Source organism: Streptomyces eurythermus (assembly GCF_014649115.1).
GTDB classification, from domain to species: domain Bacteria; phylum Actinomycetota; class Actinomycetes; order Streptomycetales; family Streptomycetaceae; genus Streptomyces; species Streptomyces eurythermus.
In genome coordinates this window covers 134,363-147,794 of sequence record NZ_BMSK01000003.1, presented here as the reverse complement: position 1 = coordinate 147,794, position 13,432 = coordinate 134,363, and the positions used below count along the sequence as shown (strand labels likewise).

General features: G+C 73.8%; 13 protein-coding genes. 9 read left to right on the top strand and 4 right to left on the bottom strand.

Annotated elements, in window-relative coordinates:
• Window positions 1–135 precede the first annotated feature (135 nt).
• Window positions 136–780 (top strand): HD domain-containing protein, encoded by a 645-nt coding sequence (locus IE251_RS06175; protein ID WP_189751872.1) that lies wholly within the window; start codon window positions 136–138, stop codon window positions 778–780.
• A gap of 27 nt (window positions 781–807) precedes the next feature.
• Entirely contained in the window at window positions 808–1,911 is a 1,104-nt protein-coding gene (locus IE251_RS06170) for a GNAT family N-acetyltransferase (protein ID WP_229896630.1), read from the top strand.
• A 14-nt stretch (window positions 1,912–1,925) separates the two neighbouring features.
• Here the strand turns inward: IE251_RS06170 and IE251_RS06165 are convergent, their stop codons facing one another.
• The gene (locus IE251_RS06165) at window positions 1,926–2,201 is read right to left on the bottom strand and encodes a DUF4031 domain-containing protein (protein ID WP_189751871.1); all 276 of its coding nucleotides are present in this window, start codon (window positions 2,199–2,201) and stop codon (window positions 1,926–1,928) included.
• Complete coding sequence (locus IE251_RS06160) at window positions 2,198–2,581, bottom strand: DUF8819 family protein (RefSeq protein ID WP_189751870.1); 384 nt, start codon at window positions 2,579–2,581, stop codon at window positions 2,198–2,200. The genes IE251_RS06165 and IE251_RS06160 overlap by 4 nt, the downstream gene beginning before the upstream one ends.
• 55 nt (window positions 2,582–2,636) lie before the next feature.
• On the opposite strand from IE251_RS06160, the gene IE251_RS06155 reads away from it, so the two are divergent.
• A complete protein-coding gene (locus IE251_RS06155) occupies window positions 2,637–3,542 on the top strand; it encodes a MurR/RpiR family transcriptional regulator (RefSeq protein ID WP_189751869.1) in 906 nt (301 codons plus the stop codon).
• Between the two features lie 46 nt (window positions 3,543–3,588).
• The gene (gene murQ, locus IE251_RS06150) at window positions 3,589–4,512 is read left to right on the top strand and encodes an N-acetylmuramic acid 6-phosphate etherase (protein WP_189751868.1); all 924 of its coding nucleotides are present in this window, start codon (window positions 3,589–3,591) and stop codon (window positions 4,510–4,512) included.
• 1,014 nt (window positions 4,513–5,526) lie between these two features.
• Here murQ and IE251_RS06145 read toward each other — a convergent pair.
• A complete protein-coding gene (locus IE251_RS06145) occupies window positions 5,527–6,213 on the bottom strand; it encodes a class I SAM-dependent methyltransferase (protein WP_189751867.1) in 687 nt (228 codons plus the stop codon).
• A 75-nt stretch (window positions 6,214–6,288) separates the two neighbouring features.
• On the opposite strand from IE251_RS06145, the gene IE251_RS06140 reads away from it, so the two are divergent.
• Entirely contained in the window at window positions 6,289–6,858 is a 570-nt protein-coding gene (locus IE251_RS06140; protein WP_189751866.1) for a hypothetical protein, read from the top strand.
• 12 nt (window positions 6,859–6,870) lie between these two features.
• On the opposite strand, the gene IE251_RS06135 is transcribed toward IE251_RS06140, so the two are convergent.
• Window positions 6,871–7,998 (bottom strand): NADH:flavin oxidoreductase, encoded by a 1,128-nt coding sequence (locus tag IE251_RS06135; RefSeq protein WP_189751865.1) that lies wholly within the window; start codon window positions 7,996–7,998, stop codon window positions 6,871–6,873.
• A gap of 219 nt (window positions 7,999–8,217) precedes the next feature.
• On the opposite strand from IE251_RS06135, the gene IE251_RS06130 reads away from it, so the two are divergent.
• Genes IE251_RS06130 through IE251_RS06115 form a run of 4 tightly spaced genes read left to right on the top strand, consistent with a single transcriptional unit; the run spans window position 8,218 to window position 12,783 of the window.
• Window positions 8,218–9,591: a nucleotide sugar dehydrogenase gene (locus tag IE251_RS06130; protein ID WP_229896629.1), complete on the top strand. Its 1,374-nt coding sequence runs from the start codon at window positions 8,218–8,220 to the stop codon at window positions 9,589–9,591.
• Window positions 9,588–11,066, top strand: coding sequence for a glycosyltransferase family 2 protein (locus IE251_RS06125; protein ID WP_373301973.1), 1,479 nt, complete (start codon window positions 9,588–9,590; stop codon window positions 11,064–11,066). Before IE251_RS06130 ends, IE251_RS06125 begins: the two co-directional genes overlap by 4 nt.
• On the top strand, window positions 11,063–11,221 hold the full coding sequence (locus tag IE251_RS06120; protein ID WP_157855549.1) for a hypothetical protein: 159 nt from the start codon (window positions 11,063–11,065) through the stop codon (window positions 11,219–11,221). The genes IE251_RS06125 and IE251_RS06120 overlap by 4 nt, the downstream gene beginning before the upstream one ends.
• Window positions 11,218–12,783, top strand: coding sequence for a polysaccharide deacetylase family protein (locus tag IE251_RS06115; RefSeq protein WP_189751864.1), 1,566 nt, complete (start codon window positions 11,218–11,220; stop codon window positions 12,781–12,783). Before IE251_RS06120 ends, IE251_RS06115 begins: the two co-directional genes overlap by 4 nt.
• Window positions 12,784–13,432: the final 649 nt, after the last annotated feature.

The following is a 13,432-nucleotide window of genomic DNA, read 5'->3' as shown; positions in this document are numbered from 1 at the left end:
AGCCGTACGAACGGGGGCCAGCCGTACGAACGGGGGCCAGCCGCACGAACGGGACGGCCGGCGGACCACCGGCACGCGGGAGGCGGCGGGCAGGCGGGAGGCGGCGTTCCACGACCGGCGCGGAAGAATGGGGGCATGGCCGACCTCGACGCCCTGCGACTCCGCTTCACCCGCGCCCTGGAGGCCGCCCGCGCCCCCGGCGGCGGCCCCGACCCCGCCCCGTACGCCGACAACCTGCTCGCCCGCTGGCAGGAGCCGCAGCGCCACTACCACACCGTGGCGCACCTCACCGCCGTACTCGACCACGTCGACACCCTCGAGCGGTACGCGGCCGACCCGGACGTGGTCCGGCTGGCCGCCTGGTTCCACGACGCCGTCTACCTCCCGGAGCGGTCCGAGAACGAGGAGCGGTCCGCGCGGCTGGCCGAGCGCGCCCTGCCGGAGGCCGGCCTTCCGGACGCGAAGACGGCCGAGGTGGCCCGGCTGGTCCGGCTCACCGTCGGCCACGACCCGGCCCCCGACGACGCCGACGGCCAGGTGCTGTGCGACGCCGACCTCGCGATTCTGGCCGCGCCCCCGTCCGCGTACGCCGTCTACACCGCCGGGATCCACGAGGAGTACCACTTCGTGCCCAACGACGCCTTCAGGGACGGGCGTTCGGCTGTTCTTCGCCAACTCCTCGGCCTGCCCCGCCTGTTCCACACCCCCTACGGCCGGGAGCGCTGGGAGGCCACCGCCCGCTACAACCTCTCCTCCGAGCTGGAAATGCTGTCGACCTGAGGGAAGCGGGCCGCCTAGGGTGCGCCCATGCGATCGATGAACGGCGATGACGTGACCGAGGCCGTCGCGGGCTGCCTCGCGGCCCTGCGCCCGGCGGTGGACCGCGACTGGACGGCCGTCACGGCCGGGAGGCTGGAGTGGGACTGCCGCGCCACGGCCGTGCACATCGCCGACGACCTGGTGGCCTACGCCTCCAACCTCGTCGCACGCGCCCAGGACGACTACGTCCCCTTCGAGCTGACCCCCGACAAGGGTGCGGGCAACGCGGACCTGCTCCAGGTCATCAACGCGACCGGCGGCCTGCTGGCGGCGGCCGTCGACACCGCCCCGCCCGGGGTGCGCGCCTACCACCCCTACCCGTACGGCAGCGCCGACCGCGCGGGCTTCGCGGCGATGGGCGTCGCCGAGGTGCTGCTGCACACCCATGACATGGCCCAGGGCCTCGGCCTGCCCTACGAGCCCTCCGCGGACCTCGCCGAGTCCCTCCTGACCTGGATCTTCCCGCACGTCCAGCCGGGCCCCGAGCCCTGGCCGACCCTGCTGTGGGCCACCGGCCGCGGCGAACTGCCCGGCCGCGCCCCGGTCACCGAGTGGCGCTGGCGCAACAACCTGGTCATACCCACCGAGCGGTGCACCCTCACCGGCCTCCGCCCGGCCGTCGCCCACGATCTGCGCCTCGGCGGCGACGGCGGCTTCGACTGGCTCGGCGGCGAGCCGTACACCGGCACCCAGCAGGCCGCCGGCATTCTGGTGAAGGCGTACCAAGCGGGCGTGCACCGGCCGGAGTTCGGGGTCTTCGCCGTCGTCCGGAACGAGGACGGCCGCGCCCTCGGCGGCATCGGCTTCCACGGCGCCCCCGACGAGGAGGGCCGGGTGGAGATCGGCTACGACCTCGTGGAGGAGGCCCGCGGCCAGGGCTACGCGACCGAGGCGCTGCGCGCGCTGACCGAGTGGGCGCTGGCCCGCGAGGACGTCGACCTGGTACTGCTGACCATCGAGCACGGCAACACCGCCTCGCAGCGGGTCGCGGCCCGCGCGGGCTTCGTCCGGGCGACCGTGGAGGAGGAACGGACGGCCCACGACGAGCACGGCATGGAAACCGGACTCGGGCTGTATCTGCGCCGCTCCTGACGCCGCCCCCGGATCTAGCCGCCCCGCGCCCGCAGCCCCTTGGGCCGGCGCAGCCCCGACTCCCGCAGCAGCCGGACCACTTCCCGGCTGCTGACCTCCACCGCCCCCGCCGCCACCGCGTCCGCGTACCGGCGCTCCGGGAGGTCGTAGTGGTCGCCGTCGAAGGCCCGCCGGGGCAGGCCCAACCGGGCGGCGAAGGCGTGCAGTTCGTCGTACGAGGCGTCGCTGACCAGGTGGGACCACAGGCGGCCGTGCCCGGGCCAGGCGGGCGGGTCGACGTACAGGGTCACGACGAGACCGTTCCCCCGGTGGCCGCGCCCAGCGATCCCACCGCCGCGACCTTCACGCCCGCCTTGTGGCACACCCAGTGCGGGTCGGGGCCCAGTTCCGGTTCCACGTCCAGGGCGTGCGGGTCGCCGGAGCCGCACACCGGGCACAGCGGCCAGCGGCCGTACCGCTCCAGCAGGGCGTCCTGCACGTCCTGGGCGACCAGCCCGGCGACGAAGGCGGCGCCGTCCGGCCACTGCTCGACCCACCAGCGGCGCTGGGCGATGGACTCCTCCACCAGCGAGACCACGTCGGCCTCGGCGACCTCGCGCGCGACCAGGTCCGCGAGCACCAGGGCGCGGGCCGCGTGCAACGCCTGTTCCAGGGGGCTGATGGGGTCCATGCACCCATTGTGCGCACTCTTGACCGGGACACCGAACCGAAAATATCTTTCACGTGTGACCCAGGACGTGAAGGAAATTTTCGGCAGTCCGGTCGGCTCCCTCGCCGCGAAGGTGCGCACGCTCGCCCCCTCCATGACCCGGTCCATGCAGCGGGTCGCCGAGGCCGTCGCCAACGACCCGGCCGGCTGCGCCGCCCTCACGGTCACCGGCCTCGCCGAACTCACCGGCACCAGCGAGGCCACCGTCGTGCGCACCGCCCGGCTGCTGGGCTACCCCGGCTACCGGGACCTGCGGCTCGCCCTGGCCGGACTCGCCGCCCAGCAGCAGTCCGGCCGCGCGCCCGCGATCACCACCGACATCGCGGTGGACGACTCCCTGGACGACGTCGTCGCCAAGCTGGCCTACGAGGAGCAGCAGACCCTCGCCGACACGGCCGCCGGACTCGACACCGGGCAGCTCGGCGCGGCCGTCACCGCGCTGGTCGCGGCCCGGCGCACCGATGTGTACGGCGTGGGCGCGTCCGGGCTGGTCGCCCAGGACCTCACCCAGAAGCTGCTGCGGATAGGCCTTATAGCCCACGCGCACAGCGACCCGCATCTGGCGGTCACCAACGCCGTGCAGCTCCGTTCGGGCGATGTGGCGATCGCGATCACGCATTCCGGGACGACGGGGGACGTCATCGAGCCGCTGCGGGTCGCCTTCGAGCGCGGGGCGACGACGGTGGCCGTCACCGGGCGGCCGGACGCGCCGGTCACCCAGTACGCCGATCTCGTGCTGACCACGTCGACCTCGCGGGAGACGGAGCTGCGGCCCGCCGCGATGTCCTCCCGGACCAGTCAGTTGCTGGTGGTGGACTGTCTGTTCGTCGGGGTGGCGCAGCGGACGTACGAGACGGCGGCACCGGCGCTGGCCGCGTCCTACGAGGCGCTGGCGCACCGGCACCGGAGCGCTTCGCGATAGACCGTAGGGACAGCACGTCCCCGTACCGGAGAGAGCCACCCCCCTTATGACCTCTCACGACCTGCGCAGTCAGCTGGCCTCCCTGACCACCGAGGCCTTCCGGCCCGAGCTGGCCGGCATCGATCAGCTGCCCACCCTGGAGATCGCCCGGCTGATGAACGGCGAGGACGCGGGCGTGCCCGGCGCCGTGGCCGGGCAGCTGCCGAGGATCGCCGCCGCCATCGACGCCGTGGCCGAGCGCATGAGCCGCGGCGGCCGGCTCGTCTACGCCGGGGCCGGCACCGCCGGGCGGCTGGGCGTGCTGGACGCCTCCGAGTGCCCGCCCACCTTCAACACCGACCCGGACCAGGTCGTGGGCCTGATCGCGGGCGGCCCCGCGGCGATGGTCACCTCCGTGGAGGGCGCGGAGGACTCCGCCGAGCTGGCCCGCCGGGACCTGGACGCGCTGAAGATCACCCCGGACGACAGCGTGGTGGGCGTCTCCGCCTCCGGCCGCACCCCGTACGCCGTCGGCGCCGTCGAGCACGCCCGCGCCCTCGGCGCGCTGACCGTCGGCCTGGCCTGCAACGAGCACAGCGCGCTGGGATCCGCCGCCGAGCACCGTATCGAGGTGGTCGTCGGTCCGGAGCTGATCACCGGCTCCACCCGGCTGAAGGCGGGCACGGCCCAGAAGCTGGTGCTGAACATGCTGTCGACGATCACGATGATCCGGCTCGGCAAGACGTACGGGAACCTGATGGTCGACGTGCGCGCCTCCAACGCCAAGCTCCGGGCCCGCTCGCACCGGATCGTCGCCCTGGCCACGGGCGCCGGGGACGCCGAGATCGACCGGGCCCTCACGGAGACCGGCGGCGAGGTGAAGCACGCCATCCTGGCCCTGCTCGCCGGCGTCGACGGCCCCACGGCCGCCCGTCTGCTTCGGGAGTCGGGCGGCCACCTGCGCGCCGCCCTGGCCCACGCGCCCGACTGACCCACCCCCGGCCACAGGGCCGGCGGACCGAGAGCCACCGTGCCGAAGACCGCCGAGCCGAGAACCGCCGAGCCGAGAGCCATCGGGCCAAGGACTGCCGGGCCAAGGACCGCCGAGCGGAGGGTCATCGGCTGAGGGCCGTCGGCCTGATGGTCACCAGGCCGAGGACCGCGGGGCTGAAGGTCACCGGGCCGAGACCCGCCGAGCCGAGGGCCACCGGCTGAGAGCCACCGGCCTGAAGGTCACCAGGCCGAGGACCACCGGGCTAAAGGTCACCGGGCCGAGGACCGCCAAGCTGAGGGGCATCAGCTGAGGGCCGCCGGCCTGAAGGTCACCAGGCCGAGAACCGCCGGACTAAAGGTCACCAGGCCGAGGACCGCCAAGCTGAGGACCGCCAAGCTGAGGACCGCCGGGCCGAAGACCGCCGGGCCGAAGACCGCCGGGCTGAGGGTCATCGGCTGAGAGCCACCGGCCTGAAGGTCACCAGGCCGAGGACCACCGGGCTAAAGGTCATCAAGCCGAGACCCGCCAAGCTGAGGGCCACCGGCTGAGAGCCACCGGCCTGAAGGTCACCAGGCCGAGAACCGCCGGACTAAAGGTCACCAGGCCGAGGACCGCCAAGCTGAGGACCGCCGAGCCGAAGACCGCCGGGCCGAAGACCGCCGGGCTGAGGGTCATCGGCTGAGAGCCACCGGCCTGAAGGTCACCAGGCCGAGGACCACCGGGCTAAAGGTCATCAAGCCGAGACCCGCCAAGCTGAGGGCCACCGGCTGAGAGCCACCGGCCTCAAGGTCACCAAGCCGAGAACCACCGGACTAAAGGTCATCAGGCCAAAAACCGCCAAGCTGAGGGCCACCCGCTGAGAGCCACCGGCCTCAAGGTCACCAAGCCGAGAACCGCCGAGCTAAAGGCCACCGGGCCGAGACCCGCCAAGCCGAGGACCACCGGCCGAGGACCGCCAAGCCGAGGGCCACCGGCAGAGAGCCACCGGCCTGAGTGCCGTCGGCCTGAGGGTCACCGGGCTGAGGGCCGTCCGCTCGAAGGTACCCGCCACACCAGTGTGTAGCGCCAGAACAGGCGGCGTCGCAGCCGGGCGCCGGGCAGGAGGCGGCGGGCCGTGCGGGAGATCTCGGCGTAGGTCTCCCGCGGGTCCCGGGTGGTGGCCGTCATGGACAGGGGCCGGCGCGGGGCCGGCCGGCCGCGGTTCTTCGCCCAGCCCGTCAGCGCGTTGAGCGGTACGGCGACGAGCCCGAGCGCGTGGTCCAGCGGGTCCGCCGCCCGCGCGCAGCCGACGACGACGAGCGTGCCGCCGGGCGCGAGCCGGTCCCTGAGGCGGGTGAGGGTCTCGGCGAGGGGGAGGTGGTGGAGCACGGCGACGCAGGTGATCACGTCGTAGGGCCCGTCGGGGAGTTGCCGGGCGGCGTCGGCGACGCGGTAGGCGACGGGTGCGCCGCCTGGCGTCGACTCCCGGGCCCGGGCCAGGATTTCGGCGTCGGAGTCGACGGCGTGCACCTCCCGGGCGCGCCGGGCGAGCAGCCGCGCCAGCTCCCCGCTGCCGCAGCCCACGTCCAGCGCGGTGCCGAAGCGGCGGGGCAACTGCCTCAGCAGCCAGGGGTGGTAGTGGGCGTTGTGGTCCCAGGGGTGGGCCGCGTTGAAGCGATGGAGGGCCTCCGACAGGCGGCCCGCACGGCGCGTCGTCATGGCGCCCACTCCACCACGGCCCGCGCCCGGGCCGCGGGCCAGGGCACCATGGAGGGGAGGAGGCGACCGACCGATATGAACCACGCCCAGCTCACCGCCCTCGGACGGGCTCTCCGGCTGCTCGGGGAGCACGGCGAGGCCCTGACCGCCGACACGCCGGACGCCCGGCTGCACGAGATCAAGGACGACCTGCGGCGCGCCCTGGACCTGCTGGAGGACAGCGTGACCACGGGGGCGCCCGCCACCCGGTGTCCCGAGCATCCGCAGGGTCCGGTGGACGAGAGCGCCCCCGACCTGTGCCTGCTGTGTGAGACCCGGCGCCGGGCCGCGCGCCGCTCGGAGTACCAGGGTGCCCGGCGTCCGGCGGAGCCCGCCCCCGCCGCGCCCTCCCGGTACGGCGTGCGCGGGGACCGCCCGCAGGCCCAGCAGCGGTGGCTGCCGGAGCTGTGGAACGGGCAGGAGTGGCAGCTGTGCGGCACGCCCCGCCGGGACCGGCGCGAGGCGGAGGCCTATCTCGCGGCCCAGCGGCGCGGCTCCCGGCCCGCGATGGCGTACCGGCTCGTCCACGAGTTCACCGACTACGAGGTGCTGCGGGTGTGGGGGACGCCGGTGCGGGTCGGGATCGAGCCGCTGGGCAATCTGTGACGACGGTCCGGCTCAGCTGAGGGTGGCGAGGGCCGACGCGTCGTAGGACTTCAGTTCGTCGAAGCGGTCGGTGAGGACCTTGGCCGCCCACTCGGGGTCCTGGAGCAGCGCGCGGCCGACGGCCACCAGGTCGAACTCGTCGGCCTCCAGGCGGTCCAGGAGGTTGTCGATGCTCTTGACCGAGGAACTCTCGCCCTGGAAGGCGTTGATGAAGTCGCCGTCGAGGCCGACCGAGCCGACCGTGATGACCTGCTTGCCGGTGAGCTTCTTGGTCCAGCCGGCCAGGTTCAGGTCGGAGCCGTCGAACTCGGGCTGCCAGTAGCGGCGGGTGGAGGCGTGGAAGACGTCGACACCGGCCTCGGCGAGCGGGGTGAGGACGGCCTCCAGCTCGGCGGGGGTCTCGGCGAGGCGGGCGGTGTAGTCCTGCTGCTTCCACTGCGAGTAGCGGAAGATCACCGGGAACTCCGGGGAGACCGCCGCGCGGACCGCGGCGACGACCTCGGCCGCGAACCGGGTGCGGGCCACCGCGTCGCCGCCGTAGGCGTCGGTACGGCGGTTGGTGCCCGCCCACAGGAACTGGTCCAGCAGATAGCCGTGGGCGCCGTGGATCTCCACGCCGTCGAAGCCGATGCGCTCGGCGTCGGCCGCGGCCCGCGCGAAGGCGGCGACGACGTCGTCGATGTCCTTCTGCGTCATCGTCACACCGGTGGGCTCCGCGCCCGCGGTGACCAGGCCGGAGGGGCCGATGGCCGGGGCGTCCGGGTAGGGCCGCTGGCCCGGCTTGCGGACCATGCCGATGTGCCACAGCTGCGGGACGATGGCGCCGCCGGCCGCGTGCACCTCCTCGGCGACCTTCGCCCAGCCCGCCAGCTGCTCCTCGCCGTGGAACAGCGGGACGCGGCCGCTCTCGCCGGCCGACTCGTGGCCCACGTACGTGCCCTCGGTGACGATGAGGCCGACGCCCGCGGCGGCACGGCGGGCGTAGTACGAGCGCACGTCCCCGCCGGGGATGCCGCCCGGGGAGAACTTGCGGGTCATCGGCGCCATCACGATCCGGTTCGGGACGGTGAGGCCGTTCAGCCGGAGGGGGCGGGACAGGACGCGGGCCGCGCGGGAGGCGGCGGGCGCGAAGGTGGTCATGGGGGGCTCCTAGCTACCAGGGGCGACCAGCTGGTATGTGCGGCTGCATTGTTGCAGCTCCTTAAGTAATGCGGGAACCCCGGGGCCTCATTCCCGGACCACTCCACCCACCCGTGTGAACCCCGCCATACGGCCCGTCCGCCGACAACCGGGTGAATTGCCCGCACTTCCCTGTCGCGCCGCTCGGAAGATCGGGCTACGAGCCTTAAATAACACAGCGTGACTATTACGCAACACAACGCGAGCAGCGGAGTGACCTGGGCGCCCGTCGCCGGCCCCGGAGTCACGCGGTGGACCGACCGCCTCGACGCGGCCGGTGAGCACACCCCCACCCCCCTGCAAGGACTGACCGTCGCGGTCGTCGGCCTCGGCTACGTCGGCCTGCCCACCGCCCTCGGCCTGCTGGACGCCGGCGCCACCGTCCTCGGCATCGACATCAGCGAACAGCGGCTGGCGGACATCCGCACCGGCCGCGTGGACCTGCTCCCGGCCCAGCACGCCGCCCTGGCCTGCACCCAGAACACCGGCGACTTCCTGCTCACCACGGACGTCGACACCCTGCCCCGCGCGGACGCCGTCATCGTCTGCGTACCGACCCCGATCACCGAGGACTACCGGCCCGACCTGCGCGCCCTGCGCGCCGCCTGCGCCACCGTGGTCGAGCGGGCCGTACCGGGCCAGCTGATCGTGCTGACCTCCACCAGCCACGTCGGCACCACCCGGGACCTGCTGCTGGCCCCGCTCGCCGCCCGCGGCCTGACGGCCGAGCAGGACGTCCTCGTCGCCTTCGCCCCCGAGCGCATCGACCCGGGCAACGAACGCCACACCCCGGAGACCACCCCGCGGATCGTCGGCGGCGCCGGACCGGTCAGCTCCCGGGCCGCCGCCTTCGTGCTGCGGGCCACCGCCTCGCGCATCCACCAGGTGTCCGGCCCGGAGACCGCCGAGATGGCCAAGCTCTGGGAGAACATCTTCCGCGCGGTCAACATCGCCCTCGCCAACGAACTGTCGGAGGCCTGCGCGCACCTCGGTCTCGCGCCCGTCGAGGTCATCGACGCCGCCGCCACCAAGCCGTACGGCTTCATGCCGTTCTACCCGGGCCCCGGGGCCGGCGGCCACTGCATCCCCTGCGACCCGTACTACCTGCTGCACCAGCTGCCGCCCGGCGGGCCGTCCGCCCCGGTGCTGAGCACCGCGATGACCGCCCTGCGCGAGCGCCCCGCGCAGATCGCCGCGCAGGCCGCCGAGCGGCTGCGCGCCGACGGCCGCCCGCTCGACGGCGCCCGCGTCCTGGTCCTCGGCGCCGCCTACAAGCCGGGCGTGTCCGACATGCGGGAGAGCCCGGCGCTGCGGCTGCTCGCCCTGCTCGCCGAGCAGGGCGCCGACGCCCACTACAGCGACTGCCACGTGCCGCGCCTGACCGTGGAGGGCCGGGAGCTGGGGTCCGTGGCGGACCCGCACGAGGAAACCTGGGACCTGGTGATCGTGCACACCGTGCACCCCGGCACCGACCTCGGCTGGCTGGACGCGGTGCCGCGGGTGCTGGACACCCGGCACCGCATCCGACCCGCTGCCCCCGCCGCGGTCCGGTGAGCGCCGTACTCGACACCCTGCCCACGGCGCCCGCCACGGCCGGTTCCCCCCTCCGCCGCCGGCTGCGGGCCCGCCTGGGCGGGGCACTGGAGACGATGGACCCGCGCGAACGGGCCGCCCTGGTACGGCTGCTCGGCCTGATCGCGCTGGTGCCGGTGCTGCTGCTGATCGCCCGGCGATCGGTCCGGCTGCCGTACGAGCCCAGCCTGATCACCTGCTACGGCCTGGCCGTGCTGACCGGCACCGCCGGCCTGCTCTACCTCGCCTACACCCAGTACGACGACCCGGCGGTGCGCACCCTGCGCCGCCGGGCGCCCGGCCACGAGACGTTCCCGGCGCTGCCGGAACGGCCCAGGGTCAGCTTTCTGCTCGCGGTCAAGGACGAGGTCGGCAACGTCGAGGCGTGTGTCCGCTCCATGGCCGCCTCCGACTACCCCGACCTCCAGATCATCGTCGTCGACGACGGCTCCCGGGACGGCACCGGCGCGGTCCTCGACGGCCTCGCGGACGAACTCGGCATCACCGTCATCCGGCTGGACCGCAACATCGGCAAGAAGGCCGCCCTGGTCCGCGCCTGCGCGCTGGCCGACGGCGACATCCTGATGTTCACCGACTCCGACTGCGTCCTCGCCCCGGACGCGATCCGGCAGTGCGTACGGGCCATGGTCCGCCATCCCGACCTGGGCGCGGTCAGCGGGCACTGCCGCGCCCTCAACCCGCACCAGAGCACCCTGACCCGCGTCCAGGACGTCTGGTACGACGGACAGTTCCGGATCGCCAAGGCGGCCGAGGCCGCGTACGGGGCGGTCACCTGCGTCTCCGGTCCGCTGGCCGCGTTCCGGCGCGAGGCCATCTACAACTACCTGCCCGCCTGGGCGGAGGACCGGTTCGCGGGCGCCCCGTTCCGGTTCGCCACCGACCGGCAGCTGACCGGGTACGTGCTCGGCCAGGCCTGGCGCGGACGCGCCCTCAAACAACGGCACGCCGGCTCGCCGTTCATCGCCGGACAGGACCACCCCGAGCGGCGCTGGCTGGTGGGCTACACCAAGTCCGCCCGGGTGTGGACCAACGTGCCCGCCCACTGGCGCCCCTTCATCCACCAGCAGGTCCGCTGGAAGAAGAGCTTCATCCGCAACCTCTTCTTCACCGGCGGCTTCATGTGGCGCCGGGGGCCGGTCCCGGCCCTGCTCTACTACGGCCACGCCCTGTGGGTGACGGCCGCCCCCGCCCTGGTCTTCCTGCACCTGGTGTGGGCCCCGCTGCACTGGGCGGCCGGGCTCACCGCGCTCTACGTGGCCGGGATGCTGCTCAAGGGCAGCATCTGGGGTCTGGCGTTCCGGTTCGACAACCCGGGCGACAGGCGCTGGCGCTACCGGCCCCTGATGAGCCTGCTGTCCTGCTGTGTCCTGGCGTGGCTGCTGCCGTACGCCGCTCTCACCCTCCGCCGTGGAATCTGGACGAGGACTCCCGCATGAGCATCACCGCAAGCCCGTCAACCCCGCACCCGCCCCGGCGAGGCCGGGTCCGCAAGGGCATCGGCTACCTGTTCCGGCTGACCGTCGCCGTACTCTCCGCCGCCGCCGTGCTCGCCCTCTACTACGTCGTCCTCACCCGGGGAGGCTCCCGATGAGCCGGCGCCCCGACTCCCGTACGACCGCCACCGGCCGCGGGACGGGCCGCCGGCTGCTCGGTCCCGCCGTACGCAGTGCGCTCGGTGCCCTCGCCGCCATGGTGGTGGTGACGCCGTTCCTCGGCGCGTGGAGCTACGACAGCGCCCGGCGCGCGGTGTCCGCGCAGGCCGCCGCGCCCCGCGTCGAGCCGGAGGCGCTGCCCGGGGAGATCGTCAAGGCCCGCGCGAGCGCGCCGATCGTGCTCGCGTACCACGACATCAACCCCGAGCCCACCAACGACTACACCCTCACCCCGCAGCAGCTGGACACCCAGCTCGCCAAGCTGGAGGCGGCGGGCTACCGCTCCCTGACCACCGAGGAGTTCACCCGCTACCTCACCACGGGCACGACACCGGCGCCGCACACCGTCTACCTCACCTTCGACGACGGCACCCGGGGCCTGTGGACGCACGCCGACCAGGTCCTCGCCAAGCACAAGATGCGCGCGGCGTCCTTCCTGATCACCGGCGCGGTCGGCACCCACCGCCCGTACTACCTGTCCTGGGCCGAGATCGACCGGATGAAGGCATCCGGGCGCTGGGACTTCCAGGACCACACGCACCTCAGCCACGAGCGGGCGGCGATCGACGCCGCCGGACACCAGGGGTCGGTGCTCGCCAACCGGCTCTGGCTGGCGAAGGAGAAACGGCTGGAGACCGAGAACGAGTACCGCACCCGGGTGCAGACCGACCTGGACAAGTCCCTGCGGGCGTTCTCCGACCACCGCCTGCCGGCGCCCCGGCTGTTCGCCTACCCCTTCTCGGAGACGGCCGCGCCGACCAACCTCACCGCCCGCAACACCTCCGTGCTGGAACGGCTGCTGCGGGAGCGGTTCGCCGCGTCGCTGACCAACGTCTCCTCGCGCCCGCTGCCGGCCGGGCCGCGCGCGGCCGCCGCCCGGCAGGTGGAGCGCCTGGAGGTGATGCGGACGACGTCCACCGACACCTTCGTGAAGCGGCTGAACGAGTGGGTCACCCGCTCCCCCGCCGAGGTCCCCGAGCCACTGCGCAACCCCGAGCAGTGGCGGTTCCCGGGCAGCCCCTCGGGCACCGGCCTGGCGGCGCTGACCGGCAAAGGCGTGGCGAACGGCACGTACGTGTCGGCCGTCCATCTGCCGATGGGTACGGCGGACTGGAACACCTACCAGGTGAGCGCGACCGTCGCCGGGCTGAGCGGGACCAAGACCAGCGCGTCGGTGGAGGTCGGGCACGGCAGCCTGGTGCCGGTCACGGTCACCGTCTCGGAGGCGGGGCTGCGGGTGACCGAGCGGCCGGCCGACGGCGCGGAGCGCGTCACGACCGGCAAGCTCACCCCGGCGGCGACACACCGGCTGGACCTGACGGTCTCCCCCGGCGGCGTCCGTATCACCGTGGACGGCGGTCACGCGGTGGTGGCCCGCGCCACGAAGCAGCTCGACCCGGCGCGTACCAGTGGGGGCGTGTCCCTGGCGGTGCGCAACGAGGCGGACAAGGCGGCCAAGGTGGCCTGGCCCCGCTTCACCGCGCTGCGCGTCAAACCCTGAACGTCGACTGATCTCCGGAAGGCCGCCCCCCTCCTTTGGTGGGCGGCCTTCCGTACGCGCGGCGGAGCTTTCCAGTGGCCGTCGGGCCGCTCGCTTCCCGGTCAGTGTCGTGCTTCCACGGGCCGCCTCAAGGGCGCTACGCGTCGCCTTCGGCGATGGGCCTCCGGCCCACCCTTGACCCACCCCGCTCCAGCACGAGGCAGAAGCGAGCGAGCGGCCGAAAGACCAGTGGCCCAGCCCGGTACCAGACCCACAGGTGAGCTACAAACTCCCGTCAACAGGGAACGCAACCGCCCTTCGCCAGCACGCCGGGCCGTCTTGGCGGCCTACGGCCCGGTGGGCGGCACGCGGACGCCCCCACCCGCACGCCAGGCCGGCTTAGCGGCCTGCGGCCCGGTGGCGGGTACGCGATCGCGCCTCGCCAGCACGCCGGGCCGGTTAAGCGACTTACGCCCCGGTGGCAGGTACGCGATCGCACCTCCCCAGCACGCCGGGCCGGCAAAGCGGCCTCCGGCCCGGTGGGAGGCACGCGGACTCCCCCCACCCGCACGCCAGGCCGGCTTAGCGGCCTGCGGCCCGGTGGCGGGTACGCGGTCGCGCCTCGCCCGCACGCGGGCCAGCAAAGCGGCCTACGGCCCGGCGGGCGGCA

What these genes read in the sequence shown, in the direction of transcription:
- murQ (WP_189751868.1), top strand. Translation starts at nt 3,589, where the DNA reads ATGACCTCTCACGACCTGCGCAGTCAGCTGGCCTCCCTGACCACCGAG.
- IE251_RS06175 (WP_189751872.1), top strand. Translation starts at nt 136, where the DNA reads ATGGCCGACCTCGACGCCCTGCGACTCCGCTTCACCCGCGCCCTGGAG.
- IE251_RS06120 (WP_157855549.1), top strand. Translation starts at nt 11,063, where the DNA reads ATGAGCATCACCGCAAGCCCGTCAACCCCGCACCCGCCCCGGCGAGGC.
- IE251_RS06170 (WP_229896630.1), top strand. Translation starts at nt 808, where the DNA reads ATGCGATCGATGAACGGCGATGACGTGACCGAGGCCGTCGCGGGCTGC.
- IE251_RS06140 (WP_189751866.1), top strand. Translation starts at nt 6,289, where the DNA reads ATGAACCACGCCCAGCTCACCGCCCTCGGACGGGCTCTCCGGCTGCTC.
- IE251_RS06115 (WP_189751864.1), top strand. Translation starts at nt 11,218, where the DNA reads ATGAGCCGGCGCCCCGACTCCCGTACGACCGCCACCGGCCGCGGGACG.
- IE251_RS06135 (WP_189751865.1), bottom strand. Translation starts at nt 7,998, where the DNA reads ATGACCACCTTCGCGCCCGCCGCCTCCCGCGCGGCCCGCGTCCTGTCC.
- IE251_RS06160 (WP_189751870.1), bottom strand. Translation starts at nt 2,581, where the DNA reads ATGGACCCCATCAGCCCCCTGGAACAGGCGTTGCACGCGGCCCGCGCC.
- IE251_RS06145 (WP_189751867.1), bottom strand. Translation starts at nt 6,213, where the DNA reads ATGACGACGCGCCGTGCGGGCCGCCTGTCGGAGGCCCTCCATCGCTTC.